A 26,583-nucleotide genomic window follows, 5' to 3' on the forward strand; every position below is an offset into this window, starting at 1 on the left:
GATGCGCCCGTCTTCGCCGCTTGCCGCCGCCCTTCCCCTGTCCCGCCGCCGCTTCGGCACCTGGCTGGCAGCCTCGGCCGCTGCCGCCGGTGCGGGCCAGGCCGCGCTGTGGGCCGGCAACGCCCGCGCGGCCGACGCGCCGCTGAGCAGCAAGCTGCGCATCGTCATTCCCGCCAACGAAGGCGGCGGCTGGGACCAGACCGGCCGCGCCCTCGGCGCCGCCCTGCTGGCCTCGGGCGCCGTGGGCACCGTCACCTACGAGAACATCGGCGGCAAGGGCGGCACCATCGGGCTGGCCAAGTACGTCGAGAAGTACGACGCCGACCCCGAGGCGCTGCTGGTCAGCGGCATGGTGATGGTCGGCGCGGTGGCGCTGCAAAAGCCCGCCGTCACGCTGGCGCATGTGTCGCCCGTGGCGCGGCTGACCAGCGACTACGAGGTGGTCGCCGTCAAGGCCGACTCGCCCATCAAGACCCCCAAGGACCTCGTCGCCCAGCTGCGCGCCGATGCCGCCAACACCGTCATCGCGGGCGGCTCGGCCGGCGGCGTGGACCACATGTTCGCCGGCATGCTGGCACGCGTGGCCGGCGCCTCGGCGTCGCTGAACTACCAGCCGCACCCGGGCGGCGCGCAGGTGGTCGAAGCCCTCGAGACGGGCAAGGCGGCAGTCGGCATCTCGGGCTACAGCGAGTTCGCCGAGAACATCGCCAACGGCAAGCTGCGCGCCATCGGCGTGTCGTCCAAGCACCCGTTCCAGGGGATCGCCTCGGTGCGCCAGCAGGGCGTGGACGCCGACCTGGCCAACTGGCGCGGCGTGATGACCGGCAAGAAGGTGCCGCCCTACCGCCGCGGCCAGCTGCTCGAGGCGGTGCAACGCGCCACCACGCACGACCTCTGGCAGAAGACCATCAAGCGCAACAACTGGGACCCGTACTGGATGGCGGGCAAGGACTTCGAGAGCTTTCTCGAACTCGACACCGCCATGGCGGGCCCGCTGATCTATCTGCTCAAACTCAAGGCCTGAGCGCCTTCGCCCTCAAGCAAACAACTCCGGCATCTCGCGCTGCGCCTTCGGCGTGAGCGTGAGCGCGCGCCCGTCGAGTTCCTGCCGCACCCAGCCGCGCCGCAGCGACAGCTGCAGCCACGCGGCCCCGAGCGCGCCGCCCAGGTGCGGGCGGCGTTCGCTCCAGTCGAGGCAGGCGCAGGCGAAGCGGCGGCGCGAGCGGCGCACGGCGTCGACCTCGACGCCCAGGCTCTCCAGCGCGATGGCGCCGTCGGGCGTGAGTTCGTACGAGCCGCTCGCAAGGCCGCTGAGCCAGCCCTGCGCATGCAGCCGGTCGTGCAGCGCGACGCCCGCGGTGCCGGCCATGTGGTCGTAGCAGGTGCGGGCGCTGCGCAGGCGGCTTGGCGTGTTGGGCTGGAAGGCGGCCGCCGAGGGGCGCGGCGCGCCGGCCACGACCATGAGGCTTTCGAGCGCGGCGGCCACGTCGTCGCTGGCCAGGCGGAAGTAGCGATGCTTGCCCTGCACGAGCACCTCGACCAGCCGCTCCTCCTTCAGGCGCGCGAGGTGCGCGCTCGCGGTCGAGGCCGCCACCTCGGCCACCGTGGCGAGCTCGGTCGCGGTGCGGGCGTGGCCGTCCATCAGGCAGTTCAGCATGCGGGCGCGCGCCGGCTCGGCGATGGCGCCGGCGAGGCGGGCGAGCTGGAAGTCGGAAGCGGTGGTGTCGTCCATGCGGGCATCCTAAGGCGATGCCGCATCCCACACTTCGTTCGCGAGCGAAGTGTGTCGGCGGCGGCGAACGCACACTGCGCGCCATGACTACCGCCACGCTCACTCATCCCGCCGACCCGGTCGCCGCCGCCACGCATGCCGACCCCTACCCGTACTACGCCACGCTGCGCGACGGCCCGCCGCTCGCGTGGCACGAGGGCCTGCGCGTGTGGGTCGCGAGCCGCGCCGATGTCGTCATGCAGGTGCTGCAGGCCCACGGCGCGCTGCGCGTGCGCCCTGCCGCCGAGCCCGTGCCGCGCGCGATCGTGGGCAGCCCGGCGGGCGAGGTGTTCGGCCACCTCGTGCGCATGAACGACGGCCCCGCGCACCAGGCGCACCGGCCGGCCTTGCAGCGCGCGCTGGCCGGGCTCGACCTGCAGGCGGCGCACGCCGCCGCGCTCGACGTGGCGCGGCAGCTGCCTGCGCAGGCGCCGCTGTCCGAGGCGCTGTTCTCGCTGCCCGTGCGGACGATGGCGCACCTGCTTGGTTTCGACGGTGCGACCTTGCCGCAGGTGGACCGCTGGATGCGCGACTTCGTCGCCTGCCTTTCTCCGCTGTCGAACGCCGACCAGCTGCAGGCGGCGAGCATGGCGGCCGGCGAACTGATGAACCGCTTCGAAACCCTGAGCGCGAACGCCTCGCCGCGCGACGGCACGCTGCTGGCGGCGGTGCTGGCCGAAAGTGCCGCGAGCGCGCCGCTCTCGCGCGCGCTGCTGGCGAACCTCGTGGGCCTGCTCTCGCAGACCTGCGACGCCACGGCGGGCCTGCTGGGCAACAGCCTCGTTGCGCTGGCGCGCGAGCCTGCGCTGCGCCCGCTGGCACGCACGCGCGACGGGCTGCTCGCCATCGTCGAGGAGACGGCGCGCCACGACCCGTCGGTGCAGAACACGCGCCGCTTCGCGATCGAGCCCGTCGAGATCGCCGGCACCTCGCTGGCGGCGGGCGAAGCGGTACTGGTGCTGCTGGCCTCGGCGCAGCGCGATCCGGCGTTCAACCCCGATCCCGACCGCTTCATGCCCGTGCGTGCGCGGCGCCGCGTGCTCGGCTTCGGCCATGGCATGCATGCATGTCCGGGGCAGGCGCTGGCCTGCACGCTGGCTGCGGCGGGCCTCGAAGCGCTGTTGTGCCAACGAAGCGCACCCGATCTCGACGCGCTCAGCTGGCACTATCGGCCGTCGGTCAACGGGCGCATTCCCGTCTTCGACTGAGTCAGTGCGCGGCCCAGCGCCCCGTGCCCGCCAGGTGCGGCGACAACGCAGCCTCGCCCCAGCGCAGCGGCAGCGCGGCCGGGCGGCGCAGCGCGCGCGTGACGTGAAAGCGCATCAACCGCTCCGCGCCTTCGAACGCCGCCACCTCGGGACCGTCCGTGACGATCTCCGCCGTGGCGCTCAGGTGCAACAGCTCACCGGTGTCGAAATCGACGAACAGCAGACCCGCGCGCGGGTGCGCCTGCAGGTTGCCCAGCGTGTTGAAGAAGCGGTTGCCATTGAAATCGGGCACCGTGAGCACGCCGCCCGCATCGACGCGCACGAAGCCCGGCCGCCCGCCGCGGTGCGACACGTCGACGCCGTGCGAGCGCGCATCGGCCGCGTCGCCCACCGCCACCGCGTCGGGGTAGGCCGTGGCGATGAACAGCGTGTCGGCCGCGCCGATGAGCCGTTCGGCCGCGAGGTCGAGCGTGTCGAGCCACTGCACGGCGGGCTCGTTGACGGGCGGTGCGGCGAACACCGGCTCGCGCGCCTGGATGTAGCGCGGGCAGTTGCCGAAGCTTTGCTGCACCTCGACCATGAAGCCCGCCGCGTCGAGCGCCTCGACCGTGCCGTTCATGCGGTTGCGCCGCCGCGTGTGCGGCTGGATGCCCAGCAGCCCCAGCGTGGCGCCGGGCACGAGCTGGCCCGCGAGCGGATCGCCGGCGCCCGGCAGCGCGTCGATGCGCAGGTGCGTCGCGTCGGGCGAGTGCGCGAAGCCGGCGGGCGCAGCGAGCATGCTGGCCCACGGCTGCAGGTCGGCATCGAGGCTGCCGACCACGAGGAACGGCAGCAGTGCGAAGAACTCGCGGTGCTGGTCGGGCATGTAGTCGCGGATCACGCGCGGGCCCACAGCCTCCATCTGCTCGCGCGCGCCCACGAGCGATTGCAGCGCGCGCTCGCCGGCGTGGAAAGGTGCGGCGATCATGACGCCACCGCCAGGCCCACCGGCGAACGCACCATCGGCACGAACCCGGGCAGGGCCTCCACGCGCGCCAGCCAGGCGCGCAGCTGCGGGTAGGCGTCGAGCGACACGCTGCCCTCGGGCGCATGGGCCACGTAGGCGTAGTTCGCGATGTCGGCCAGCGTGGCCGACGGGCCCGCGAGGAAGGGCTGCTCGGACAGGCAGGTCTCCATCACCGCGAGCAGCGCGTGCGAGCGCTTGACGGTCTCGGTGCGGTCGGCGTCCACGCCGAACAGCACCATGATGCGCGCCGCCGCCGGGCCGTAGGCCAGCGGGCCGGCCGCCACCGAGAACCAGCGCTGCACGCGCGCCGCGCCCACCGGGTCGCGCGGCATCCAGCGCGCCGGGTCGGGGGCGTAGCGTTCGTTGAGGTACACGAGGATGGCGTTGGAGTCGGCCAGCGTGACCTCGCCGTCCTCGATCACCGGCACCTGGCCGAAGGGGTTGCGCGCTAGGAACTCCGGCGTGCGGTGCTCACGCTGGCGCAGGTTGAGCTCGACGATCTCGAAGGGCAGGCCCAGCACCGAGAGGAAGAAGCGCACGCGGTGCACGTGGCCCGAGATGGCGCTGCCGAAGAGCTGGATGGGCTGGGCGGGCTGGCGGGTGTTGGTGCTGTTCTCGGTCATGAAGAGTCCTTCGGGTGGGTATGGCCTCGATTCTTCTCTCTTCCACCAAATGAATGAATAGCCTTTTCCGGATTTGACTGCTGCGTTTTCCGGTTTAATCGCGCCATGGATCGCTTCAAAGCCATGCAGACCTTCGTGCAGATTGCCGACCAGGGCAGCCTGACCCGCGCCGCCGAGGCGCTCGGCAGTTCGCTGCCCGCCGTGGTGCGCGCGCTCGCCGCGCTCGAGGCGCACCTGGACGTGCGCCTTTTTCACCGCACGACGCGGCGCCTCTCGCTCACCGAGGAAGGCCGCCACTACCTGCCGAGCGCGCGCGAAGTGCTGCTCGCGGCCGACGCCGCCGACCAGGCGCTGAAGGCCGAGGCGCGCGAGCCCGCCGGGCAGCTGGTCATCACCGCGCCGGTGCTGTTCGGCCACATGTACGTGGCGCCCGCCATCGTGCGCTTCATGCAGCGCCACGAGAAGGTGCGCTGCAGCGTGCGGCTGCACGACCGCACGGTGAACCTGCTCGAGGAGGGCATCGATGTCGGCATCCGCATCAGCCCGCTCGAAGACTCGTCGCTGGTGGCGCAGACGCTGGGCACCATCCGCCGTGTGGTGGTGGCCAGCCCCGCCTTCCTCGCGCAGCACGGCGTGCCGCGCCATCCGCGCGACCTGGCGGGTGCGCCCTGCGTGCGCGGGCGCATCGATGCGCCGGCCCAATGGGCGTTCCGCGACGGCGGCAAGACCGTGCACGTGACGCCCGACAACCGCCTGGAGTTCAACCACCTCGCGCCCGCCATCGAGGCCTGCGCCGCCGGCATGGGCTTCGGCACTTTCTTCTCCTACCAGGTGCTGCCGCATGTGGCGCAGGGCCGGCTGCAGCTGGTGCTCGAAGACTACGAGCCCGCGCCCCGCCCCGTGAGCGTGATCTACCCGAATGCGCGGCTGCTGCCGGCGCGCACGCGGGCCTTCATCGACTGGATGAAAAGCGAGTTCAGCGGCTTGCGCATGTAGCTGCTGCGCCAATCGGCCGGCTGCGTCAGAATGGCCGCGTGCCATCCCACACCACCCCCTCCTCGCCTTCTTCTTCGTCTTCTTCCCCGTTGTTCCAGGTCCGTGGGCTGCGCAAGCGCTACGGCGAGACCACGGTCGTCGACGACCTCTCGTTCGAGATCGCGCCCGGCGAGTGCCTGGGCGTGATCGGGCCGAACGGTGCGGGCAAGACCACCACCATCCGCATGTGCCTGGGCCTCACCGCGCCCGACGGCGGCAGCATCGAGGCGCTGGGCCTGCAGATGCCGCGCGACGCGCTGGCGATCAAGGCGCAGCTGGGCGTGGTGTCGCAGTTCGACACCCTCGACCCCGACTTCAGCTGCGCCGAGAACCTCGTGGTGTACGGCCGTTACTTCGGTTTCAGCAAGGCGCACGTGCGAGCGCGCGTGCCACAGCTGCTGGAGTTCGCCGCGCTCTCGCACAAGGCCGACGCCAAGCCCGGCGAGCTGTCGGGCGGCATGCGCCGGCGCCTGTCGCTGGCGCGTGCGCTGGTGAACGACCCCAAGTTGCTGCTGCTCGACGAGCCCACTACCGGGCTTGACCCGCAGGCGCGGCACCTGATGTGGGAGCGGTTGCAGGTGCTGCTGCAGCAGGGCAAGTCGATCCTGTTGACGACGCACTTCATGGACGAGGCCGAGCGCCTGTGTTCGCGGCTGCTGGTGCTCGACCACGGCCGCAAGATCGCTGAAGGTCGTCCGCGCGATCTGATCGCCGAGCACCTGGAGCCTGATGTGGTCGAGGTGTATGGCAATGGGGCGCTGTCGCTGGCGGGGTCTGCCGAGCTGCAGGCGCTGGCTGCGCGCGTGGAAGTGAGCGGTGAGACCGTGTTCTTCTATACGCAGGATGCGCGGCGTCTGCTCGACGCACTGACGCAGCATGGCGGGCTGCGCACCTTTCATCGGCCGGCCAATCTGGAAGATCTTTTCCTCAAGCTCACCGGTCGGCAGATTCGCCAGGATGGCTAGGCCTTCTTTCTATGAACACAACCACTGCTTCTTCTGCTGCTGTTTCTCCCGAGGCACCTGTGCCGCCTTCACCCTCCGTGTGGCGCGCGCCTGAACTGTCGATGCGATGGTGGCCGGTGTTTTTGCGCAACCTGCTGGTGTGGCGCAAGCTTGCTTTACCTAGCCTGATCGGGAACATCGCGGAGCCGCTGATCTGGCTGGTGGCGTTTGGCTACGGGATGGGCGCTTTGGTGGGGCAGGTGACGGTGGATGGCACGCAGGTGCCCTACATCCTGTTCCTGGCGAGTGGGTCGATCTGCATGAGCGCGATGAATGCGGCGAGCTTCGAGGCGCTGTATTCGGCGTTTTCTCGGATGCATGTGCAGAAGACTTGGGACGGGATCATGAATGCGCCGGTGGGGCTGGATGACATCGTGCTGGCCGAGATGTTGTGGGCGGCGTTCAAGTCGATTTTTACTGTGACTGCGATCTTGTTTGTGATGCTTGGGCTTGGGATCAGTCACAGCCCGAAGTTGATCGTGGCTTGGATGGTGTTGATCGGGTGTGGGATCACGTTTTCTTCGGTGGCGTTGATCTTCAATGCGTTGGCGAAGGGGTATGACTTTTTTACCTATTACTTCACGCTGTTCATGACGCCGATGATGTTCTTGAGTGGGGTGTTTTTTCCGCTGGAGCAGTTGCCTTCTGTTGTGCGTTCTGTGGCTGCCTGGTTGCCTTTGACCAATGCTGTGGCTTTGGTGCGGCCGTTGTTTATGGATCGGTGGCCTGAGGGGTGGTGGGTGCATGCGGGTGTTTTGGTTGTGTATGCGGTTGTTGCTTTCTGGATTGCACTGGCTTTGACTCGGAAGCGGTTTCGGGGGTAGTTCGTTGAGGTGTTGGCTTGGTTTGCTTCCCGAGGCCGGGTCTCGGCCCGGCGGCCGACCTACTTTTCTTTGCTTCGCCAAAGAAACGTAGGCAAAAGAAAGGCGACCCTACTGTCTGCGTCCCTCCGCTTCGCTACGGGCAACCTGCGGTGCTCGCATTTCGCGGGGTCTCGCCCAAACTCGCTTCGCTCAAACAAGGGCGAGCCCTGATCCGCGAAACGCTGCGCTCCTCGGCGCATACAGAAGGGCTTTGGATACCTAACGGGCCATCGCTTCGCTCGGCCAGTGGGCCGCAGCAGGCGCTTCGCGCCTGCTGCGGCGGGGATCGGTCGTGGCGTTGGTCGTTGCGTGAGCCGCTGGCGTGTGCGCTCATGCAGATGCAGATATGCCTGCGAGCACCAGCACCAGCATGAGTGCGGGCGGATGCGAGCACGAGCACGAGCACGAGCACGAGCACGAGCACGAGCACGAGCACGAGCACGAGCACGAGCACGAGCACGAGCACGAGCACAGCTCGTGGCATGCGGCTGTTGGAAGTTCCCGGGCCGAGCGAAGCGACGGCCCGCTGGTATCCAAATCCCCTCTGGCTGCGCCGAGGAGCGCAGCGTTTCGCGGATCAGGGCTCGCAGCTGTTTGAGCGAAGCGAGTTCTGCGAGACCCCGCGAAACGCGAGCACCGCAGGTTGCCCGCAGCGAAGCGGAGGGTCGCAGACAGTGGGGTCGCCTTTTCTTTGCTTACTTTCTTTTGGCGAAGCAAAAGAAAGTGAGTCGCCCGCCGGGGCGAGACCCGGCCCCGGAAAGCAACCCCAAAAACCAATCCAAAACAATTACATTGCACACAATTCAATTGCGAACTACAATTCAACCCATGCCAACGAAACCCAACACAGACGACCTGCTCAAGCTAGACAACCAGCTCTGCTTCGCCGTCTACTCCGCCTCCTTGGCAATGACCCGTCTCTACAAGCCGTTGCTAGAAAAGCTCCAGCTCACCTACCCCCAATACCTCGTGATGCTCGCCCTCTGGGAGCAAGACGGCCCCACCGTCTCCGCCCTCGGCGAGCGTCTCTCTTTGGACTCCGGCACCCTCACCCCGCTGCTAAAGCGCCTAGAAGCCAACGGCTACGTAGCCCGAGTCCGCGACGTCGCAGACGAGCGCCGCGTCCACATCACGCTCACCACCGCAGGCCGCAAGCTCAAGTCCCGTGCCGCCAACGTCCCCGAATGCCTCATGGCCGCCGCCGAATGCTCCGTCCCCGAGCTGATCGCCCTCACGCAGCAAATACAAACCCTGCGCGACCGCATCCGCAAAGCCGCCTGACACACAACCCATCCAGAGTTCTCCCCGGCTTCGTGAGAAGAAGCCCTTTCATCACCACTCCCCTGACCAAAGGAAATCACCATGACCACCAAGCTCGACAAAGTTCTCTACACCGCAGAAGCCCACACCGTCGGCGGCCGTGACGGCGCCGGCAAGTCCAGCGACGGCGCCATCGACGTCAAGCTGAGCTCGCCCGGCTCGGGCAAGCCCGGCACCAACCCCGAACAGCTGTTCGCGGTCGGCTACGCCGCCTGCTTCATCGGCGCCATGAAGGCCGTCGGCCCGAAGATCAGCGTCAAGGTGCCGGAAGAAGTCGCCATCGACTCGAAGGTTTCCCTCGGCCCGACGAACGGCGGCGCGGCCTACGGCATCTCGGTGCAGCTGGCGATCTCGCTGCCCGGCCTGGACGACGCACAGAAGAAGCTGCTGGTCGACACGGCCCACCAGGTCTGCCCGTACTCGAACGCCACCCGCGGCAACATCGACGTGGAACTGACCATCGTCTGATTCCGCTCTGACGGTTTCACGAAAAAAAGCGCCCCGGCCCCAAGCCCGGGCGCTTTTTTCATGTCTGTCTCACGGGTGACGCCGAAACGCACGCCGAGATAGCGCCTTTCACCAAGCTTGGCTAATGTGGCCGCACGTCTCGCCCGTCCCGCCACCCGTCTTCAACACACACCCGTGGAGATCGACCCCATGAGCACCACCCACCTCCTGATCCGCAAAGACCAGCTGGCCACCACGCGCCTGCACACCGACACCTCCGACCGGCCACTGACCGACGGCCAGGTGCGCGTGCGCATCGACAGCTTTGCGCTCACCTCCAACAACATCACCTACGCCGCCTTCGGCGATGCGATGAGCTACTGGCAGTTCTTTCCCTCCGAGGAAGAAGGCTGGGGCAGCATCCCGGTGTGGGGCTTCGCGAGCGTGGTGCAGTCGCTGCACCCGGGCGTGGCCGTGGGCGAACGGATCTACGGCTACTGGCCGATGTCCACGAGCGCGGTGCTCAGCCCCGACCGGCTCTCGCCCTCGCGCTTCACCGACGCGGCGGCGCACCGCGCCAAGCTGCCCGCGGTCTACAACCAGTACTTCCGCTGCAACGCCGACCCGCTGTACACCACCGACACCGAAGACCTGCAGGCGCTGCTGCGCCCGCTGTTCATCACCTCGTGGCTGATCGACGACTTCATGGCCGACAACGACTTCTTCGGCGCCACCACCATGCTGCTGTCGAGCGCCTCGAGCAAAACGGCCTACGGCACGGCCTTCCAGCTGCACCAGCGCGACGGCATCGAGGTGGTCGGCCTCACCTCGCCCGCCAACGTGGCCTTCTGCCAGAGCCTGGGCTGCTACGACCGCGTGGTGACCTACGACGCGCTCGACACCATCGCGGCCGACACACCCTGCGTGTACATCGACTTCGCCGGCAACGGCGAGCTGCGCACCGCGATCCACGAGCGCTTCACGAACCTGAAGTACAGCAGCTCGATCGGCGGCACGCACGTGGAGCAGCTCGCCGCCAAGGGCGCGGGCAAGAGCCTGACCGGCCCGCGCGCCACGCTGTTCTTCGCGCCCGCGCAGATCAAGAAGCGCACCACCGAATGGGGCGCCGACGAGTTCGGCCGGCGCATGGTGGCCGCCTGGCACCGCTTCCTGGCCACGGTGACCGACACCAGCAACCCCTGGCTGCACACCGAGCACCACCACGGCGGCGAGGCGGTGCAGGCCGCCTACGCGCAGGTGCTGGCGGGCAAGGGCGACCCGCGCACCGGCCATATCCTTTCGCTTTACAAACAAGCGGGCGCTCGCTGACCCGCACGGGGCCCATGTGGCGACAATCGCCGCATGACCCCTTCTTCTGTCGCGCCCGCGAACACCCATCCTTACGAGAGCCTCACGCCCGACGTGGTGCTCGACGCGCTCGCGACACTCGGCCTGCACGGCGACGGCCGCCTCACCGGCCTGAACTCCTATGAAAACCGGGTCTACCAGGTCTACCTGGAAGACCCGAATCCCCATCCCGCGGTGGTGCTCAAGTTCTACCGCCCCGGCCGCTGGAGCGAGGCCGAGATCCTCGAAGAGCACGCCTTCTCGCTCGAACTGGCCGCCGGCGAGGTGCCGGCCGTGCCGCCGCTGGCCTTCGACGGCAAGACGCTGCACCACCACGCGGGCTTTGCCTTCAGCGTGAGCCCCTACCGCGGCGGGCGCGCGCCCGAACTGGACAACTTCGAGGTGCTCGAATGGGTGGGCCGCTTCCTGGCGCGCATCCACACGGTGGGCAGCGCCAAGCCTTTCGAGGCCCGCCCCGCACTCGACCTGCAGACCTTCGGGCTGGACTCGCGCGACTGGCTGCTGGAGAACGACAAGATCCCGCTCGACATGCAGCGCGACTGGGAAAAAATCTGCAACGAGGCGCTGGACATGGTCCGCGCCACCGCCCTCGCGCTGCAGCCGCCGGCTTCCGACTTCAAGCCCCGCAAGCTGCGCCTGCACGGCGACGTGCACCCCGGCAACATCCTGTGGACGCCCACCGACCGCCCCGGCGGCGGCCCGCACTTCGTCGACCTGGACGACGCGCGCACGGGCTTCGCGGTGCAAGACCTGTGGATGCTGCTGTCGGGCGACCGCGCGCAGCGCACGGCGCAGCTGTCGGGCCTGCTCGACGGCTACGAGCAGTTCCGCGAATTCGACCGCCGCGAGCTGGCGCTCATCGAGCCGCTGCGCACGCTGCGGCTCATCCACTACAGCGCCTGGCTGGCGCGCCGCTGGGAAGACCCGATCTTCCCGATCAACTTCCCGTGGTTCGGCTCCAGCGACTACTGGAAGGGCCAGATCCTCGTGCTGGAAGACCAGTGCGAGCAGATGGCCGAAGAGCCGCTCTACGCGTGATCACTGAGCGGCGTTCGCGGCGAGGCTCTGCGCCACGCCTTCGAGCAGCCGCTCGACCAGCACATTGACCGGCCCGGCGCGCCACACGCCATAAGCCTCCGACTGCGCCACCGCGCGGTCGAGCGGGCGGAACACCGCCCCGCGCAGCGCCGAGTGCCGCATCGCCTGCGGCACCAGCGCCACGCCCATGCCCTGCGACACCAGCGACACCACGGCCAGCCAGTGCCGCACCTCGTGGCGCACCTCAGGCAAGAAGCCCGCCTCGGCGCAGATCGACAGGATGCGCTCGTGGTAGTCGGGTGACGCCTCGCGCGAGAACAGCACGAAAGGCTGCGCGCGCAGGTCGGCCGGCGCCAGCACGCGCTTGCGCGCCAGCGCATGGCCCGCGGGCAGGCAGGCCACGAAGGGCTCCGACAGCAGCAGCCGGTGCTGCAGCTCGGCCGGCATGCGGCTGGTGTGGACAAAGCCCAGGTCGAGCCGGTCGTGCAGCAGCTCGGCGATCTGCACGCCCGAGTTGAGTTCGCTCAGCGTGATGCGCACCGCCGGATGCCGCGCCTGGAACGCGCGCAGCGCGGGCGGCAGGCCGCGGTAGAGCATGGCGCCCACGAAGCCGATGCGCAGCCGGCCCGCCGAACCGGTGGACACGTCGCGCGCCTCCAGCGCGGCCTCCTCGGCCTGCAGCAGCACGCGCCGCGCCGACACGCGCAGCGCCTCGCCCGCGGGCGTGAGCCGCACCTCCTTGCTGTTGCGCTCGAACAGGCGCGCGCCCACCGAGTCTTCGAGCTGGCGGATCGCCACCGACAGCGGCGGCTGCGAAATGGCCAGCCGCCGCGCGGCGCGCCCGAAGTGCAGCTCTTCGGCGAGCACGGAGAAATAGCGCAGGTGCCGCAGTTCCATGAATAGCTAAATCAAATCGTACAAGACCAAATCAATATTAGACACGGATCATTGCCCATCCAACAATGCGGCGAACCAGGAGACGCCCGCATGCCCACACCCGCTGCTTCCGCTGCCACAGCCGCCGCGCACCCGATCCCCGATCGCCACGGCCAGAACCTCTTCACCACCGACACCGAGCTGCACACGCTGCTCGCGCTGTACCTGCCCGAGGCCCTGCGCACCCACATGCGCCCGCATTTCGAGCGCCTGGGCGGCCTGGCGGGCGGCCTGCTGGACGACCTGGCCGGCACCGCCGACCGCAACCCGCCCACGCTGAAGCAGCGCACGCGCACCGGCATCGACGAGCAGAAGGTCATCAAGCACCCGGCCTATGTCGAGATGGAGCGCCTGGCGCTCAGCGAGTTCGGCCTGGCCGCCATCTCGCACCGCGACGAGACGCTGGGCTGGGCCGGCAAGATGCCGCCGCTGGTCAAGTACGTGCTGACCTATCTGTTCGTGCAGGCCGAGTTCGGCCTGTGCTGCCCGGTCTCGATGACCGACTCGCTCACGCGCACGCTGAAGAAGTTCGGCGCGCCCGAGCTGGTCGCCAAGTACCTGCCGCGCCTGACCTCGCTCGACTTCGACGAGCTCGCGCAGGGCGCGATGTTCATGACCGAGCAGGCCGCCGGCTCCGACATCGCCGCCACCGCCACCACCGCGCAGCGCCAGGCCGACGGCAGCTGGCGCCTGGCCGGCGACAAGTGGTTCTGCTCCAACCCCGACGCCGGCTTTGCGATGGTGCTGGCGCGCGCCGACGACGCGCCCGCGGGCATGAAGGGCGTGTCGCTGTTCCTGCTGCCGCGCGAGCTCGACGACGGCAGTCTCAACCACTACCGCATCATCCGCCTCAAGGACAAGCTGGGCACGCGCTCGATGGCCAGCGGCGAGATCCGCCTCGAAGGCGCGGTGGCCTACCTCGTGGGCGAAGAAGGCCGCGGCTTCCAGCAGATGGCCGACATGGTCAACAACTCGCGCCTGTCCAACGGCGTGCGTTCCGCCGGCCTGATGCGCCGCGCGGTGGCCGAGGCCGAGTACATCGCCTCCGAGCGCCGCGCCTTCGGCCGCGCACTCGAGCAGATGCCGCTGATGCAGCGCCAGCTCGACAAGCTGCGCGTGCCGTCCGAGCAGGCCCGCACCATGGTCTGCCAGACCGCGCAGGCGCTGGCGCGCTCCGACGCCGGCGAGCCCGATGCGTATGCGCTGCTGCGCATCCTCACGCCGCTCATCAAGTTCCGCGCCTGCCGCGACGCGCGCCAGGTCACGGGCGACGCGATGGAAGTGCGCGGCGGCTGCGGCTACATCGAAGAGTGGAGCGACCCGCGCCTCGTGCGCGACGCGCACCTGGGCTCGATCTGGGAAGGCACCAGCAACATCGTGGCGCTGGACGTGATCCGCGCCGTGAAGCGCGAAGGCTCGCTGCCCGTGCTGCGCGCGCACGTCGAGAAGCTGATCGCCGACGCCACCACGCTCACGCCGGCCTTTGCCGCCGCGCTGCGCGACACCATGGCGCGCGCCTGCGCCCTGGCCGAGACCGCCGCGCGCGAAGGCGGCGACGTGCTCGCGCGCCAGGCCGCCTCGGCGCTGTACCACTGCACCAGCGCCGCCGCGATGGCCTGGGAGGCCTCGGCCGGCGGCTCCGCCGCGCGCCTGCGCTGGGCCCAGCTGGTGCTGCTGCACCGCGTGCTGCCGCGCGATCCGCTGGCGCCCGACGCGCTGCCCGCCGACTGGCACGCCGCCCTGGTGCGCACGGCCGCCTGAGCCCCCTTTTCGAGAACAACGGAGACAACCACCCATGCGACAACGACTCAGCCTCCTCCTCGGCACCGCCTGCGCCGCGCTGCTGCTGGCAGCCACGCCCGCCGTGCACGCCCAGCCCGGCGCCTTCCCGACCAAGCCCATGACGCTGGTCGTGCCCTTCCCGCCCGGCGGCCCGACCGACGCGATGGCGCGCACGCTCGCCGCCGAGCTGCGCGACAAGCTCGGCCAGCCCATGATCGTGGAGAACCGCGCGGGCGCGGGCGGCAACATCGGCGCCGACTACGTGGCGCGCGCCGAGGCCGACGGCCACACGCTGCTGTTCGGCACCTCGGGCCCGCTGGCCATCAACGTGAGCCTGTACCGCAAGATCAGCTACGACCCGACCAGGAGCTTCGCGCCCGTGATCCAGGTCGGCTACCTGCCGAACATCCTGGTGGTGAACCCGGCCCTGCCGGTGAAGAACGTGGCCGAGCTGGTCGCCTACGCCAAGGCCAACCCGGGCAAGCTCAGCTACGCCTCGTCGGGCAACGGCGCCTCGTCGCACCTGGCGGGCGTGCTGTTCAACTCGGTGGCCGGCACCGACCTGCTGCACGTGCCCTACAAGGGCACGGGCCCGGCGCTCAACGACCTGCTGGGCAACCAGGTCAGCATGACCTTCACCGACATCCTCACCGCGCTGCCCTACGTCAAGGCCGGCAAGCTGCGCGCGCTGGGCGTGGCCACCTCGGCGCGCTCGCAGGCGCTGCCCGAGGTGCCGACCATCACCGAGCAGCTGCACAAGCCCTACGACGTGAGCGTGTTCTTCGGCATCGTCGCGCCGGCCGGCACGCCGGCCGACCGCGTGACCAAGCTCAACCACGCGTTCGCCGAGGTGCTCAACTCGCCGAAGGTCAAGCAGATGTTCGCCGTGCAGGGCCTGGAAGCCACGGCCGACACCTCGCCGCAGAAGCTCGCGCAGTTCATCGGCAGCGAAACGGCCAAGTGGAAGGACGTGGTGAAGAAGTCCGGCGCGCAGCTCGACTGACCGCCACGACGCACAAGAAAAAACAAGGAGACAAGAAGATGAAGACGCAACGGCTGTCACGCCTGCTCGCCCTCGCCGCGCTGTTCACCGCAGCCGGCGCCGCCACGGCCGAAACCTACCCGCAACGCCCCGTCACGCTGATCGTTCCGTACGCCGCGGGCGGACCCACCGACCAGCACCTGCGCGCCGTGGCAGAAGAAGCCGGCAAGGCCCTCGGCCAGCCCGTGGTGCTCGACAACCGCCCTGGTGCGAGCGGCACCAACGGCGCCGCCGCATTGGTGCGCGCCGCGCCCGACGGCTACACGCTGGCCGTGCTGCCGGCCTCGGTGTACCGCGAGCCCTTCATCAACAAGGTGGCCTTCGACCCGGCGCGCAGCTTCTCGTACGTGGTGATGCTGTCCGACTACACCTTCGGCCTCGCGGTGAAGGCCGACGCGCCGTGGAAGACCTGGCAGGACTTCGCGGCCGACGCCGCGCGCCGCCCCGGCAAACTCAACGTAGGCGCCACCGGCGCGGTAGGCACGCCGCGCATCGTGATGGACGAGGCCGCCGAGATGGCGAAGGTCCAGCTCAACATGGTGCCCTTCAAGGGCGACGCCGAAGTGACCAACGCCATCCTCGGCGGCCACATCGACGCCGCGCCGCTCTCGGGCGTGGCCGTGCCGCACATCGACGCCGGCAAGATGCGCTACCTCGTGATGCTCACGCCGCAGCGCGTCAAGCGCTACCCGCAAGTGCCCACGCTGCGCGAACAGGGCGTGGACGCGGTCATCGATTCGCCCTACGGCATCGCCGGCCCGGCCGGCATGGACCCGGCGCGCGTGAAGACCGTGCACGACGCCTTCCGCAAAGCCTTGGCATCGCCCGCCGGCCTGCGCGTGCTGGAGCAGCTGAACCAGCAGGCCAACGCGATGGACCCCGAGCAGTACCGCCGCTACGCGCTGGCCACGACCGCGCGCGAGAAGGAACGCGTGGCGCGCCTGCGCCAGCGCGGCCTGCTCGACTGACCCCCCACGCACACCATGTCGGACACCGCTTTCGTCGACGAACCACCGGGCGTGCTGTTCGGCCTGCCCATGCCGATGGCCCGCGCCTTCGCGCTGCGCGGCGAGGCCATCGGCGACGAGCGCGCGCGCGTGCGCATGCCCTACAGCGCCGACCACACCAACAGCCGCGGCGACGTGCACGGCGGCGCGATCGCCGTGCTGTTCGACTGCGCGCTCTCCAGCGCCGTGCGCTCGCACGCACCCACGGCCTTCGGGGTGGTCACCGTCGACATCACGGTGCACTACACCGCGCCCTGCGCCGGCGACGTGATCGCCACCGCCGTGTGCGAACGGCGCGGCCGTGCGATGTGCTTCGCGCGCGGCGAGGCGCGCAACGCCGACGGCGAGCTGCTCGCGCTGGCCACCGGCACCTTCAAGCTGGTGCCGCGCACCGCTCCCTCTTCTTCCGAGTCCACCCCATGACCACCGCCCCTTCTTCGACCGGCGCCCTCGCGGGCATCCGCGTGCTCGACATCTCGCGCATCCTCGGCGGCCCGTACTGCGGCCAGATCCTCGGCGACCACGGCGCCGACGTGCTCAAGGTCGAGCCGCCGCAGGGCGACGACACGCGCACCTGGGGCCCGCCCTTCAAGGAAGGCGTGGCCTCGTACTACCACGGGCTGAACCGCAACAAGCGCGTGCAGCACCTGGACTTCTCGACCGAGGAAGGCCGCGAGGCGCTGCTGGCGCTCGTGGCCGAGGCCGACGTGCTGATCGAGAACTTCAAGACCGGCACGATGGAGCGCTGGGGCATCGGCTACGAGGCGCTGTCGCAGCGCTTTCCGCGCCTCGTGTGGTGCCGCGTGTCGGGCTTCGGCGCCGACGGCCCGCTGGGCGCGCTGCCGGGCTACGACGCCGCCGTGCAGGCCATGACCGGCATCATGAGCATCAACGGCGAGGCCGACGGCGGCCCGCTGCGCGTGGGCCTGCCGGTGGTCGACATGGTGACCGGGCTCAACGCGGTGATCGGCGTGCTGCTCGCGCTGCAGGAGCGCCACCGGAGCGGACGCGGCCAGTTCGTCGAAGCGGCGCTGTACGACAGCGGCCTCTCGCTGCTGCACCCGCACGCGGCCAACTGGTTCATGGACGGCACGGCGCCGCGCCGCACCGGCAACGCGCACCCCAACATCTACCCCTACGACGCGCTGGCCACGGGCACCGACCCGATCTTCGTGGCCGTGGGCAACGACCGCCAGTTCGCGAGCTTCTGCCGCTGCATCGGCCTGCCCGCGCTGGCCGACGACCCGCTGTACCGCACCGCCGGCGCACGCTCGGTGAACCGCGACGGTCTCAAGCAGCAGCTCGAAGCCGCGCTCGCCGCCTTCGACGGCCGCACGCTGGTCGACCAGCTGATGGCCGCCGGCGTGCCCGCCGCGCCGGTGCTGCCGGTGGCGGCGGCGTTGCAGCACCCGCACACGCTGCACCGCGAGATGGTGGTGGAGATGGAAGGCGGCTACCGCGGCATCGGCGCGCCCGTGAAGCTCAGCCGCACGCCGGCCAGCTACCGCCATGCGCCGCTGACGCCGGGCGACGCGTTCCTGCCGAGCGACGACAGCGCGGGGCGCTGACCAGCTCAATCCAGCGAGAGCTTCAGCGCGCGGATCAGCGGATGCCAGCGCGCCGACTCGCGCGCCAGCAGGGTCTCGAACTCGGCCGGCGTGCCACCCACCGGTTCGACACCGGCCTCGGCGAGGCGGCGCTGCACCACCGGGTTGTGCAGGGCGCTGGCCACCGCGCGCTGCAGCCGCGCCACCACCTCGGGCGGTGTGCCGGCCGGTGCCACGAGGCCGTGGAAGATCGCGGCCTCGACCTTCGGCAGGCCCAGCTCCGCGAAGGTCGGCACGCCCGGCAGTTGGGCCAGGCGCGCAGGGTTCGCCACCGCGAGCACGCGCAGCCGGCCGCCCTGGATGAAGCGGCGCGCCGTGGCCAGCTCGCCCATCGCGAACGGCAACTGGCCGCCCGCCACCTCGACCAGCGCCGGCCCGGCGCTGCGGTAGGGCACATGCACCATCTCCAGCCCGGCCTCGCGCGCCAGCAGCGCCATCGCGAGGTGCTGCGCGCTGCCGTTGCCGGCCGAGGCAAAACTGAAGCGGCCCGGAAAGGCGCGCGCGTCCTCGATGAAGGCACGCGCATCGCGCACGCCGCTGGCCGGGCCGACCAGCAGCACCATCGGCAGCCGCACCAGCTGCGTGACGGGCGTGAAATCGCGCGACGGGCTGTAGCTCAGGCTGCGGTACAGCGCCGGGTTGAACACCCACATGCCGTTGTCGGCCGACAGCACGGTGTGGCCGTCGGCCGGTGCGCGCGCGGCTTCGAGGGCAGCGAGCGCAGTGTTGCCGCCGGGGCGGTTCTCGATCTGCACCGGCTGGCCCGTGCCGATGGTGAGCTGGGCACCGATGGCGCGCGCGACGACGTCGGCGATCGCGCCCGTGGGGAAAGGCACGATCCAGCGGATCGGCCGCGCGGTGTCGTCGGGCTGCTGTGCCCAGGCCGTGCCCGCCACCAGACCCACCAGACCCAGCGATGCGGCCAGCCGCCGTCGTGTCAGGTCCGGCGGGCGCGTCGTCACGGGGCGGCCCGGCTGGTCTTCAGGCCCTGCCCCGCGGCCCAGGTCGACACGTCCTCGCGCTTGATGGCGGCGGCCATGAGGCCGGGGAACGCATCGGGCGTGCAGGCGAACGAGGGCACGCCCAGGGCAGCGAGCTTGGCGGCCAGGTCGCGGTCGTACGAGGGCGCGCCCTCGTCGCTGAGCGCGAGCAGCGCGATGAACTGCACGCCGGCCTCCACCAGCTGGTGGGCGCGGCGCAGCAGGCCGTCTTCCACGCCGCCTTCGTACAGGTCGGAGATGAGGATCAGGATGGTGTTGCGCGGCTCGCGCACCAGCGTCTGGCAGTAGCCCACGGCGCCGTTGATGTCGGTGCCGCCGCCCAGCTGCACGCCGAACAGCAAATCGACCGGGTCCTGCAGCTGCTCGGTCATGTCGACCACGGCGGTGTCGAACACCACCAGCTTGGTCGACACCGCCGGCAGGCTCGCCATCACCGCGCCGAAGATGCTCGAATAGACCACCGACGCGGCCATGGAGCCGCTCTGGTCGATGCACAGGATCACTTCGCGCTGCGGCTGGCGCGCCTTGCGCCCATAGCCCACCAGCGTCTGCGGCACCACCGTGCGGTACTCGGGCTGCCAGTGGCGCAGGTTGGCGCGGATGGTGCGGTGCCAGTCGATCTCCGAATGGCGCGGGCGGCGGTTGCGCTGGCTGCGGTTGAGCGCGCCGCTCACGGCGCTGCGCATCGGCTCCTCGAGCTTCTTCATGAGCTCGTCGACCACCTTGCGCACCACGGCGCGCGCCGTGTCCTTGGTGCCGGCCGGGATCACGCTCGCCAGCGCCACGAGGTTGGCCACCAGGTGCACGTCGGGCTGCGCGTTCTCCAGCATCTCGGGCTGCAGCAGCATCTGGCGCAGGTTGAGCCGCTCCATCGCGTCGCGCTGCATCACCTGCACCACCTGGTTCGGAAAGTACTTGCGGATGTCGCCGAGCCAGCGCGCCACGCTGGGCGCCGAATCGCCGCGGCCGCCGCGCTGCCCGCCCTGGCCGAGGCCGCGCCGGCCGTCGGCTTCGTAGAGCGCGGCCAGCGCCTGGTCGATCTCGCGCACGCGGCCTTCGATGGCGCCGCAGCTGGCGTTGGCCTCGCTGCCGAGCACGAGGCGCCAGCGCTGCAGGCGGTCGGTGGGCGGCAGGGTTTCTTCTTCGTCGATGGGTGTTGGATTCGCGCTCATGCCTTCACTCCCAGCAGTTCCCGCAGCAGCGGCAGCGCGAGCACCGCGCGTGATTCGTCCCAGTCGGTGGCGGCCACGGCGGACGGCAGCGTGCCGCCGACCGCGCCGCGTTTCGCACGTTCGCCGAGTGCGCGCCGATCGGCGCCCGAGAAGTCCGCGAAGCTGCGCCGCACCAACGGCAGCACCTGCACGAAGTGTTCTTCGCCGAGCCCCGCGAGCCAGCCGTCGACCAGCGACCACACGGCATCGTCGTGCAGCAGCACCATCGCGTTGCGGTTGAGAAAGCCTTCGAGCCAGGCCGCCGCATCGGTGGGCGGCGCGCCGGCCGAGAGGTTGCGCGCGAGTTGCTGCGAGGCGCCGTCGCTGTCGATCTGTGCGTCGTCGAGCAGCAGCCGGCAGCTCACGCCGCGCAGCAGCGGCGCACCGGTTTCGCCGAAGGCGATGGCGCGCAGCGCGTTGCGCCAGGCGGTGGTCGTTTCTTCGCCGTCGCGCAGGCGCACCGCGTCGTGCGCGCCGATGAGGCGGGTGCGCAGCGACTCGGCGGCTTCGGCGTCGAGCGCGCCGCAGGCGATCGGCAGGCCGATGGCGCCGCGCACGATGAGGCTGTCGAGCACGTGCGAGAGCAGCGCGCTGTCGGTCTGGCGCACGCTGCCGTAGCGGAACACGTTGGCCAGCGGCGGCACGGCGCCGATGAGCTGCACGGCGTCGCCGGTGAGCGCGGCGCGGTCTTCGAGCGCGCGCGTCACGGCCTGCACGGCCACGGGCAGGTCGGCCAGCAGCACGGTGTCGACCTGCTCGGCCAGTGCGGTGAGCGAGGTCTCGGCCGCGAGCCCCTCCATCACGCGCGCGCTGGCGGCATGCGCCACGGTGGCGCCGAAGCGGCTGGCCTCGATGACGCGCAGCGCGAACTCGGGCTGCCACTGCAGCTGCCACACCTCGTGGAAGGTGCCGCGGCTCGCGCGCTGGCCGGCAGTGACCTCGCCCCACGGCAGGTCGAGCAGGCGCAGGCGGTGCAGCAGGTGGCTGCGCGCCAGGTCGTTGGGCTGGCGCAGGTCGAGGTCGAGCGTCTTCGCGGTGGCCTCGGGCTTGAGGCGCAGGCTCTTCTGCGCCTGTTCGAGGTCGCGCTGCAGCGGCACGGTGGGCACGTCGGCCGGCACCTGGCCCATGCGGTCGCCGACCGTGAGGCGTTCGCGGATCAGCGTGAGCGGCGCCTGCTCGCCCATGCAGATCACGCTGCGCACGGCCTCGTCGAGTTCGGGCAGGCCGGGCGCGGGGCGCTCGCGCAATGCGGCCAGCGTGTCGGCCAGGCGCGTGGCCTCGATGAGGTGGGCGGAGGAGCAGTCGAGGTCGTGCTCGCGCAGCAAGCGCGCGACGCGGGCGAGCCAGCCGGTGCTGCGCCCCGCCACTTCGTGCCCCTGCTGCCACAGGTGTTCGTACCAGCCCGGTGAATCGATGCCGGCGCCGTAGCCGCTGGCGCTCGTGAGGTGGCGGTAGGTCCACGGCACCCAGGTCGCGAGCACCTTGAGCTTGGGCAGGCCCTTGAGCAGCGCCGCATCGGCCTTGGCGGTGGCCGCGCCCTGCAGCGCGGGCACGTGCCACGCACCGCAGACGACGGCGATGCGCTGGTGGCCGGCCTTGACGGCCTCGCGGATCGATTGCCGCATGAAGGCTTCGCGCCGCTGCTCGCGTTCCATCGCGCGCACGCCGCGCCGGTCTTCGGGCGTTTCGGCGCGCACGGCGGTCATGGCTTCGGCGATGGCGCCGAACAGGTCTTCGCCGTCGCCGCGTTCCTCGACCATGTGGTTCCACCAGCTCTCGCCGTCGGCATAGCCGGCGGCATGGGCGAGCCAGTCGAAGGGGTCGTCGGGCAGCGTGTGCGCGGCCTGTTCCTCCTCGGGGGCTTCGACCGTTTCGGCGACGGGCACCGTGTCGGTTTCGTCATCGCCGAGTGGTGTTTCTTCAGGCGCTTGCGCCTTGGCCTCGTCGGCCGCGCGCGCGGCCTGCTCGATCGCCATGCGGTGCGCCTGCGGCAGGTCGATGAAGCGCGTGGGCACGCCGCGCGCGGCGCCCCACTGCAGCGCCTGCCACTCGGGCGAGAAGGTGGCGAAGGGATAGAACGCGGCCAGGCCGGTGTCCTCGCTCGCGTGGATCAGCACCGCGACCGGCGGTTGCAGGTCGGCGTGCGCGAGGAAGGACAGCAGCGGCTCCGCCTCGGGCGGGCCCTCGACGAGGATGCAGTCGGGCTGCAGCGACTCGAAGGCGCGCAGCAGGCTGCGCGCACAGCCGGGGCCGTGGTGGCGGATGCCGAAGTAGTGCAGCGGCGAAGACGCCGCGCTCGTGCTCATGCGCCGGCTCGCGTCAGAGTTGTTCGCGGCAGGCGCGGTAGAGGTCCTTCCAGTCGGCCCGTTCCTTGACGACGGTCTCCAGGTATTCCTTCCACACCACCTGGTCCTGCACCGGGTCCTTGATGACGGCGCCGATCAGGCCCGAGGCCACGTCGGCCGAGCGCAGCACGCCGTCGCCGAAGTGGCCGGCCAGCGCCATGCCGCTGTTGATGACCGAGATGGCTTCGGCGGTCGAGAGCGTCGACGTGGGTGACTTGATGCGCGTCTTGCCGTCTTCGGTCTGGCCGTTGCGCAACTCGCGGAAGATCTGCACCACGCGGCGCACTTCCTGCAGCGCGGGCGGTTCGGCCGGCAGCGCGAGCGCGCGGCCCAGCTCGCCGACGCGCTTGACGACGATCTGCACTTCCTCGGCCTCGCTCGACGGCACGGGCAGCACCACGGTGTTGAAGCGGCGCTTGAGCGCGCTCGACAGTTCGTTCACGCCCTTGTCGCGGTTGTTCGCGGTGGCAATGACCGAGAAGCCGCGCGTGGCCTGCACCTCGGTGCCGAGCTCGGGCACGGGCAGGGTCTTTTCCGACAGCACGGTGATCAGCGAGTCCTGCACGTCGGCCGGGATGCGCGTGAGTTCTTCGACGCGCGCGATCTTGCCCAGGCGCATGGCGTGCACCAGCGGACTCGGCACCAGCGCCTTTTCGGACGGGCCATGGGCCAGCAGCTCGGCGTAGTTCCAGCCGTAGCGCAGCTGCTCTTCGCTGGTGCCGGCGGTGCCTTGGATCAGCATCGTCGAGTCGCCGCTCACGGCGGCGGCCAGGTGCTCCGACACCCACGACTTGGCCGTGCCCGGCACGCCGTACAGCAGCAGCGCGCGGTCGGTGGCGAGCGTGGACACGGCGATTTCCATCAGGCGCGAATTGCCGATGTACTTGGGGCTGACCTCGAAGCCGTTGGCCAGCTTGCCGCCCATCAGGTAGGTGAGCACGGCCCAGGGCGAGAGCTTCCAGTTGGCCGGGCGCTGGCGGTCGTCGACCTTCTGGAGCGCTTCGAGTTCTTCGGCGAATTGCTGTTCGGCATGCTGGCGCAGGACATTGCTCATGGACGGCCTTGGGAAGAGGTTGAAAGTGAAGAAGAAGAGGAAGAAGGAAGCGTTGCAACCAGCCGGCGCGCGCGCACGATGCGCGCGGTGTCGGCCAGTGCGTTGGCGAGGCCGGGGCTTTCCTCGGCCGCGCGCGGCAGGTCGGCCAGCAGCGCCAGTGCATCGAGGTGCAGCAGCGCGGCGGCGGTGCCGAGCACCTGGCGCAGCACGTAGTCGTTGACGAGGTCGCCGCGCTCGACGCGCATGCGCAGCGCCTGGGCGATGCGCAGCGACAGCGCGGCCGAGGGCGTGTCACCGGGCGCGCAGGCCTGGTCGGCGAACGCGACGACGTCCTGCACGCCTTGGCCGGCATCGCCGAGTTGCGTCGCCCAGTGGCGCTCGCGGCGCTCGCGCGGCAGCAGCGCCAGCAGCGGGCCCACGCCGCCGCGGTGGGCGCGCGGGCGGTCGAGCAGCGCGTCGCACCAGTCGACATCGGGCGCGGCCAGCACCGCCTCGTTCCAGCCGCGCAGCAGCGCGTCGTGCCAGTCGCCCTTGGCGGCCCAGTCGAGCAATGCGGCGGGCGTCAGGCCGGTGCGCGCGGTCCACCACGCGAGCGGCATCTGGCGCACCAGCTGGTAGAGCCACCAGGCACGCTCGCCGAGGCTGTCGTGCGTGGGACGCGCGGCGTCGATGGCGTCGTCCTTCCAGCGCGGGTCGGCGGCCTCGGGGGCGTTGAGTTGCCACGTCGCGCCTTGCGACGACAGCAGCGGCGCGAGGAAGGCTTCGACGCGCCGCACATGGGCGCTGGCCGGCAGGCGCTGCAGCAGCTCGACCACGGTCTGGCGCACGTCGCGCGCGCGGTCTTTCAGCTGGGCTTCGAGCAGCGCTTCGTCGTCGGGGCCGAGGTTCTCGGCCAGTGCGCCGATCAGCACGGCGCGTTCCTTGGCGGGCAGCTGCGGCAGCTCGGCGGCGAGGCGTTCGCGCGCGCCGGCCGGGTCGTCGCGGCGTTGCTCGGCGAGCACGGCGCGGCGCTGGTCGATGCTGCCTTCGTCCCAGCGGGTCTGCGTGTCGGCCTGCGCGCTGGCGCCGACGGCGTAGCGCCAGTCGTCGTTGCGCGCAGCCAGCCAGCGCCCGCGCTCGCCGAGTGCGAGGACGACGGCGGGCCGCAATGCGGTGTCGCGGCGGCCAGCATCGAGCGCGGCGGGCAGCAGGCTGGGCGGCAGGCGCCAGCCGGCGGCGGCGAGCACGGCCAGCACCTCGTGCTGCAGGCGCTGCGGGCCGCTGGCGAGTGCATCGGCGATCACGGCGAGCAAGGCGGGGTCGCCGAGCGCGGGGCTGGTGTCGTTGACGGCGGGCGGTGCGTCGTCGGCCGGCAAGCCCGGCGCGACGAAGCCCGCGCGGCGGCCCACGGCCACGGCGCCCGCGACGCGCAGCAGCAGGCCCTGCGCGGTGTCGGTGGGTTGTTGCAGCGCCTGGAGCAGCGCGCCGAAATCGCCGGCCATGCCGTCGGCGGCCGGCACGGGTTGGCGTGCAGTGCCGACGAGGGCGGTCTGCAGCAAGGTGTTCCAGTGGCTCATGTCCGCGCTCCGCTCAAGGTCCAGACGGGCGCACCCGCGCCCTCAGCGGCCCACGCGGTGAGCGGCGCGAACTGCTCGCCGTCCCATTCGCCGAACACGCGCAGCGGCGCACCGCCCGAATGCGCCAGCAGCTGCCAGGCTTCCGCCGCGGCCAGTTGCATCGGCAAGGCCTGCGACGCAGCGCCCAGGCGCAGCCACCACTGGTCGCCATGCCGCGCGGGCACGGCATCGGCCCACACCAGGGGCAGCAGCGGCTGCCACGGATTGGCCGCGATCTGTTGCGCCATGCGTTGCCATTCACCGGCTTCGTCATTGGCTGCGACAGGCGCTGCGGTCGATGCGGCCTCGGCCGGCAGCTCGGCCACCACCGCGCGCTGCGAGGCGTGGCCGGGATAGAAGCACAGCACGGCCGCGCGTTCGCTGCCGCTGACCCAGCCGGTCTCGAAGCCGCGTCCGCCGTGCAAGTAGTCGAGCAGCAGCGCGCGGCGTCCGCTCGCGCGGCCCTGCAGCCACACATGGCGCTCGACCAGCTTGGTGTCGCGCTCGTCCAGGCACTGGCCCAGCACGAGCCAGTGGTCGCTCACGCGTTCGCCGTCGGCCAGCAGCGCCTCGCGGTCCTGCGGCCAGCCGAGGGCGGCGCGCAGGTCGGCGCGCGTGGCGGGCGAGAGGCTGTCGCGGCGCGGCACCGCATCGACGATCAGTTGCAGCCGGCCCAGCCGGTCGAGCAGCCGCGCGGGCCAGCCTTCGCCGGCACCGATCAGCTCGGCCGCCTGCGTGATGCGCTGACCGAGCCCCGGCGCCTGCGCGTCGACCATGCGCGCGGCCATGGCGGCCCAGCCTTCGGCCTGCTCGCTGCCGAGCGCGGCCAGGCCGCGCTGGGTCTGGTCGTCGAGCCAGCGCGCGAGCTCCTGCACGCCGGCCTCGATGCGCTTCCAGCGCTGCGCGTCGCGCTTGGCGGCGGCAGCGGGATCGGGCGCGGCGGCCGGTTCGGCGGCGCGGGCTTCTTTCTTCTCGGCCTTCTCGCGGCGCGAGGCGAGCCAGTCGGCCACCCACGGCGGCGGCGCGGCGGCGGTGAAGCTGGCTTCGCTTTGCGCGCGCAGCAGCATCAGCGCCAGGCCGTGCTTGCAGGGGAACTTGCGGCTCGGGCAGGAGCAGCGGAACACCGGGCCCGACAGGTCGACCTGCGTCTGGTAGGGCTTGCTGCCGCTGCCCTGGCATTCGCCCCAGACGGCGTCGTCGGAATGCGCGAGCGTGGGCCACTTGGCGGGCGCGAGCAGGCCTTTGGCGGCCTTCGCGGAGGCGTCGTCCGGCGCGAGCGCGAGGACGGCTTCGGTACTGAGACTCATGGAAAGGGCAGCC

At 70.7% G+C, this 26,583-nt stretch carries 24 protein-coding genes; 14 read left to right on the plus strand and 10 right to left on the minus strand.

Annotated features, from left to right (window positions below; all coding sequences use genetic code 11):
* Position 1: 1 nt before the first annotated feature.
* A complete protein-coding gene (locus ACAM52_RS31505; RefSeq protein ID WP_369645482.1) occupies positions 2–1,024 on the plus strand; it encodes a Bug family tripartite tricarboxylate transporter substrate binding protein in 1,023 nt (340 codons plus the stop codon).
* 12 nt (positions 1,025–1,036) lie between these two features.
* Here ACAM52_RS31505 and ACAM52_RS31510 read toward each other — a convergent pair whose 3' ends face one another.
* The gene (locus tag ACAM52_RS31510; protein ID WP_307697085.1) at positions 1,037–1,732 is read right to left on the minus strand and encodes a helix-turn-helix transcriptional regulator; all 696 of its coding nucleotides are present in this window, start codon (positions 1,730–1,732) and stop codon (positions 1,037–1,039) included.
* An 83-nt stretch (positions 1,733–1,815) separates the two neighbouring features.
* On the opposite strand from ACAM52_RS31510, the gene ACAM52_RS31515 reads away from it, so the two are divergent.
* Positions 1,816–2,979 (plus strand): cytochrome P450, encoded by a 1,164-nt coding sequence (locus ACAM52_RS31515; protein ID WP_369645483.1) that lies wholly within the window; start codon positions 1,816–1,818, stop codon positions 2,977–2,979.
* A 1-nt stretch (position 2,980) separates the two neighbouring features.
* Here the strand turns inward: ACAM52_RS31515 and ACAM52_RS31520 are convergent, their stop codons facing one another.
* Both ACAM52_RS31520 and ACAM52_RS31525 read right to left on the minus strand, forming a co-directional pair.
* A complete protein-coding gene (locus tag ACAM52_RS31520) occupies positions 2,981–3,946 on the minus strand; it encodes a pyridoxamine 5'-phosphate oxidase family protein (RefSeq protein WP_369645484.1) in 966 nt (321 codons plus the stop codon).
* The gene (locus tag ACAM52_RS31525; protein WP_095950277.1) at positions 3,943–4,608 is read right to left on the minus strand and encodes a glutathione S-transferase family protein; all 666 of its coding nucleotides are present in this window, start codon (positions 4,606–4,608) and stop codon (positions 3,943–3,945) included. Before ACAM52_RS31525 ends, ACAM52_RS31520 begins: the two co-directional genes overlap by 4 nt.
* Positions 4,609–4,713: 105 nt before the next feature.
* On the opposite strand from ACAM52_RS31525, the gene ACAM52_RS31530 reads away from it, so the two are divergent.
* From ACAM52_RS31530 to ACAM52_RS31560, 7 genes are all read left to right on the plus strand, one after another.
* Positions 4,714–5,604 (plus strand): LysR family transcriptional regulator, encoded by an 891-nt coding sequence (locus ACAM52_RS31530; protein ID WP_369645485.1) that lies wholly within the window; start codon positions 4,714–4,716, stop codon positions 5,602–5,604.
* 38 nt (positions 5,605–5,642) lie between these two features.
* Positions 5,643–6,608, plus strand: coding sequence for an ATP-binding cassette domain-containing protein (locus ACAM52_RS31535; RefSeq protein WP_062481101.1), 966 nt, complete (start codon positions 5,643–5,645; stop codon positions 6,606–6,608).
* Between the two features lie 11 nt (positions 6,609–6,619).
* On the plus strand, positions 6,620–7,471 hold the full coding sequence (locus tag ACAM52_RS31540; protein ID WP_369645486.1) for an ABC transporter permease: 852 nt from the start codon (positions 6,620–6,622) through the stop codon (positions 7,469–7,471).
* 867 nt (positions 7,472–8,338) lie between these two features.
* A complete protein-coding gene (locus ACAM52_RS31545) occupies positions 8,339–8,791 on the plus strand; it encodes a MarR family winged helix-turn-helix transcriptional regulator (RefSeq protein ID WP_095950280.1) in 453 nt (150 codons plus the stop codon).
* 81 nt (positions 8,792–8,872) lie between these two features.
* Positions 8,873–9,298, plus strand: a complete 426-nt coding sequence (locus tag ACAM52_RS31550) for an organic hydroperoxide resistance protein (RefSeq protein WP_062481095.1) — start codon at positions 8,873–8,875, stop codon at positions 9,296–9,298.
* Between the two features lie 189 nt (positions 9,299–9,487).
* A complete protein-coding gene (locus tag ACAM52_RS31555; RefSeq protein ID WP_369645487.1) occupies positions 9,488–10,606 on the plus strand; it encodes a DUF2855 family protein in 1,119 nt (372 codons plus the stop codon).
* Positions 10,607–10,639: 33 nt separating this feature from the next.
* Positions 10,640–11,683, plus strand: coding sequence for a serine/threonine protein kinase (locus tag ACAM52_RS31560; protein ID WP_070063054.1), 1,044 nt, complete (start codon positions 10,640–10,642; stop codon positions 11,681–11,683).
* On the opposite strand, the gene ACAM52_RS31565 is transcribed toward ACAM52_RS31560, so the two are convergent.
* Positions 11,684–12,580 carry a LysR family transcriptional regulator gene (locus ACAM52_RS31565; RefSeq protein WP_369645488.1) on the minus strand — a complete coding sequence of 299 codons (897 nt, stop codon included), beginning with the start codon at positions 12,578–12,580 and terminating at the stop codon, positions 11,684–11,686. It lies immediately after the preceding gene.
* 90 nt (positions 12,581–12,670) lie between these two features.
* On the opposite strand from ACAM52_RS31565, the gene ACAM52_RS31570 reads away from it, so the two are divergent.
* Genes ACAM52_RS31570 through ACAM52_RS31590 form a run of 5 tightly spaced genes read left to right on the plus strand, consistent with a single transcriptional unit; the run spans position 12,671 to position 18,018 of the window.
* Positions 12,671–14,380: an acyl-CoA dehydrogenase family protein gene (locus ACAM52_RS31570; RefSeq protein ID WP_369645489.1), complete on the plus strand. Its 1,710-nt coding sequence runs from the start codon at positions 12,671–12,673 to the stop codon at positions 14,378–14,380.
* 34 nt (positions 14,381–14,414) lie between these two features.
* Positions 14,415–15,404, plus strand: a complete 990-nt coding sequence (locus ACAM52_RS31575; protein WP_369645490.1) for a Bug family tripartite tricarboxylate transporter substrate binding protein — start codon at positions 14,415–14,417, stop codon at positions 15,402–15,404.
* Between the two features lie 38 nt (positions 15,405–15,442).
* Positions 15,443–16,411 carry a tripartite tricarboxylate transporter substrate binding protein gene (locus ACAM52_RS31580; protein WP_369645491.1) on the plus strand — a complete coding sequence of 323 codons (969 nt, stop codon included), beginning with the start codon at positions 15,443–15,445 and terminating at the stop codon, positions 16,409–16,411.
* Positions 16,412–16,426: 15 nt separating this feature from the next.
* The gene (locus tag ACAM52_RS31585; RefSeq protein ID WP_082818305.1) at positions 16,427–16,873 is read left to right on the plus strand and encodes a PaaI family thioesterase; all 447 of its coding nucleotides are present in this window, start codon (positions 16,427–16,429) and stop codon (positions 16,871–16,873) included.
* Positions 16,870–18,018, plus strand: a complete 1,149-nt coding sequence (locus tag ACAM52_RS31590; protein ID WP_369645492.1) for a CaiB/BaiF CoA transferase family protein — start codon at positions 16,870–16,872, stop codon at positions 18,016–18,018. Before ACAM52_RS31585 ends, ACAM52_RS31590 begins: the two co-directional genes overlap by 4 nt.
* Before the next feature lie 5 nt (positions 18,019–18,023).
* Here ACAM52_RS31590 and ACAM52_RS31595 read toward each other — a convergent pair whose 3' ends face one another.
* Genes ACAM52_RS31595 through ACAM52_RS31620 form a run of 6 tightly spaced genes read right to left on the minus strand, consistent with a single transcriptional unit; the run spans position 18,024 to position 26,570 of the window.
* Positions 18,024–19,019 carry a Bug family tripartite tricarboxylate transporter substrate binding protein gene (locus tag ACAM52_RS31595; protein ID WP_369645493.1) on the minus strand — a complete coding sequence of 332 codons (996 nt, stop codon included), beginning with the start codon at positions 19,017–19,019 and terminating at the stop codon, positions 18,024–18,026.
* Positions 19,016–20,230: a VWA domain-containing protein gene (locus ACAM52_RS31600; RefSeq protein ID WP_369645494.1), complete on the minus strand. Its 1,215-nt coding sequence runs from the start codon at positions 20,228–20,230 to the stop codon at positions 19,016–19,018. Before ACAM52_RS31600 ends, ACAM52_RS31595 begins: the two co-directional genes overlap by 4 nt.
* Complete coding sequence (locus ACAM52_RS31605) at positions 20,227–22,575, minus strand: DUF5682 family protein (protein ID WP_307581903.1); 2,349 nt, start codon at positions 22,573–22,575, stop codon at positions 20,227–20,229. Before ACAM52_RS31605 ends, ACAM52_RS31600 begins: the two co-directional genes overlap by 4 nt.
* A gap of 13 nt (positions 22,576–22,588) precedes the next feature.
* Positions 22,589–23,668, minus strand: a complete 1,080-nt coding sequence (locus ACAM52_RS31610) for an AAA family ATPase (RefSeq protein ID WP_062482644.1) — start codon at positions 23,666–23,668, stop codon at positions 22,589–22,591.
* Positions 23,665–25,224, minus strand: coding sequence for a DUF5691 domain-containing protein (locus ACAM52_RS31615; RefSeq protein WP_307637596.1), 1,560 nt, complete (start codon positions 25,222–25,224; stop codon positions 23,665–23,667). The genes ACAM52_RS31610 and ACAM52_RS31615 overlap by 4 nt, the downstream gene beginning before the upstream one ends.
* The gene (locus ACAM52_RS31620) at positions 25,221–26,570 is read right to left on the minus strand and encodes an SWIM zinc finger family protein (RefSeq protein WP_307637597.1); all 1,350 of its coding nucleotides are present in this window, start codon (positions 26,568–26,570) and stop codon (positions 25,221–25,223) included. Before ACAM52_RS31620 ends, ACAM52_RS31615 begins: the two co-directional genes overlap by 4 nt.
* Between the last annotated feature and the right edge of the window lie 13 nt (positions 26,571–26,583).

This window comes from Variovorax sp. V118 (genome assembly GCF_041154445.1).
Taxonomy (GTDB): Bacteria; Pseudomonadota; Gammaproteobacteria; order Burkholderiales; family Burkholderiaceae_C; genus Variovorax; species Variovorax boronicumulans.

What these genes read in the sequence shown, in the direction of transcription:
- ACAM52_RS31550 (WP_062481095.1), top strand. Translation starts at nt 8,873, where the DNA reads ATGACCACCAAGCTCGACAAAGTTCTCTACACCGCAGAAGCCCACACC.
- ACAM52_RS31515 (WP_369645483.1), top strand. Translation starts at nt 1,816, where the DNA reads ATGACTACCGCCACGCTCACTCATCCCGCCGACCCGGTCGCCGCCGCC.
- ACAM52_RS31610 (WP_062482644.1), bottom strand. Translation starts at nt 23,668, where the DNA reads ATGAGCAATGTCCTGCGCCAGCATGCCGAACAGCAATTCGCCGAAGAA.
- ACAM52_RS31510 (WP_307697085.1), bottom strand. Translation starts at nt 1,732, where the DNA reads ATGGACGACACCACCGCTTCCGACTTCCAGCTCGCCCGCCTCGCCGGC.
- ACAM52_RS31530 (WP_369645485.1), top strand. Translation starts at nt 4,714, where the DNA reads ATGGATCGCTTCAAAGCCATGCAGACCTTCGTGCAGATTGCCGACCAG.
- ACAM52_RS31520 (WP_369645484.1), bottom strand. Translation starts at nt 3,946, where the DNA reads ATGATCGCCGCACCTTTCCACGCCGGCGAGCGCGCGCTGCAATCGCTC.
- ACAM52_RS31505 (WP_369645482.1), top strand. Translation starts at nt 2, where the DNA reads ATGCGCCCGTCTTCGCCGCTTGCCGCCGCCCTTCCCCTGTCCCGCCGC.
- ACAM52_RS31570 (WP_369645489.1), top strand. Translation starts at nt 12,671, where the DNA reads ATGCCCACACCCGCTGCTTCCGCTGCCACAGCCGCCGCGCACCCGATC.
- ACAM52_RS31605 (WP_307581903.1), bottom strand. Translation starts at nt 22,575, where the DNA reads ATGAGCACGAGCGCGGCGTCTTCGCCGCTGCACTACTTCGGCATCCGC.
- ACAM52_RS31580 (WP_369645491.1), top strand. Translation starts at nt 15,443, where the DNA reads ATGAAGACGCAACGGCTGTCACGCCTGCTCGCCCTCGCCGCGCTGTTC.
- ACAM52_RS31620 (WP_307637597.1), bottom strand. Translation starts at nt 26,570, where the DNA reads ATGAGTCTCAGTACCGAAGCCGTCCTCGCGCTCGCGCCGGACGACGCC.
- ACAM52_RS31585 (WP_082818305.1), top strand. Translation starts at nt 16,427, where the DNA reads ATGTCGGACACCGCTTTCGTCGACGAACCACCGGGCGTGCTGTTCGGC.
- ACAM52_RS31590 (WP_369645492.1), top strand. Translation starts at nt 16,870, where the DNA reads ATGACCACCGCCCCTTCTTCGACCGGCGCCCTCGCGGGCATCCGCGTG.
- ACAM52_RS31545 (WP_095950280.1), top strand. Translation starts at nt 8,339, where the DNA reads ATGCCAACGAAACCCAACACAGACGACCTGCTCAAGCTAGACAACCAG.
- ACAM52_RS31555 (WP_369645487.1), top strand. Translation starts at nt 9,488, where the DNA reads ATGAGCACCACCCACCTCCTGATCCGCAAAGACCAGCTGGCCACCACG.
- ACAM52_RS31615 (WP_307637596.1), bottom strand. Translation starts at nt 25,224, where the DNA reads ATGAGCCACTGGAACACCTTGCTGCAGACCGCCCTCGTCGGCACTGCA.
- ACAM52_RS31560 (WP_070063054.1), top strand. Translation starts at nt 10,640, where the DNA reads ATGACCCCTTCTTCTGTCGCGCCCGCGAACACCCATCCTTACGAGAGC.
- ACAM52_RS31565 (WP_369645488.1), bottom strand. Translation starts at nt 12,580, where the DNA reads ATGGAACTGCGGCACCTGCGCTATTTCTCCGTGCTCGCCGAAGAGCTG.
- ACAM52_RS31525 (WP_095950277.1), bottom strand. Translation starts at nt 4,608, where the DNA reads ATGACCGAGAACAGCACCAACACCCGCCAGCCCGCCCAGCCCATCCAG.
- ACAM52_RS31540 (WP_369645486.1), top strand. Translation starts at nt 6,620, where the DNA reads ATGAACACAACCACTGCTTCTTCTGCTGCTGTTTCTCCCGAGGCACCT.
- ACAM52_RS31575 (WP_369645490.1), top strand. Translation starts at nt 14,415, where the DNA reads ATGCGACAACGACTCAGCCTCCTCCTCGGCACCGCCTGCGCCGCGCTG.
- ACAM52_RS31600 (WP_369645494.1), bottom strand. Translation starts at nt 20,230, where the DNA reads ATGAGCGCGAATCCAACACCCATCGACGAAGAAGAAACCCTGCCGCCC.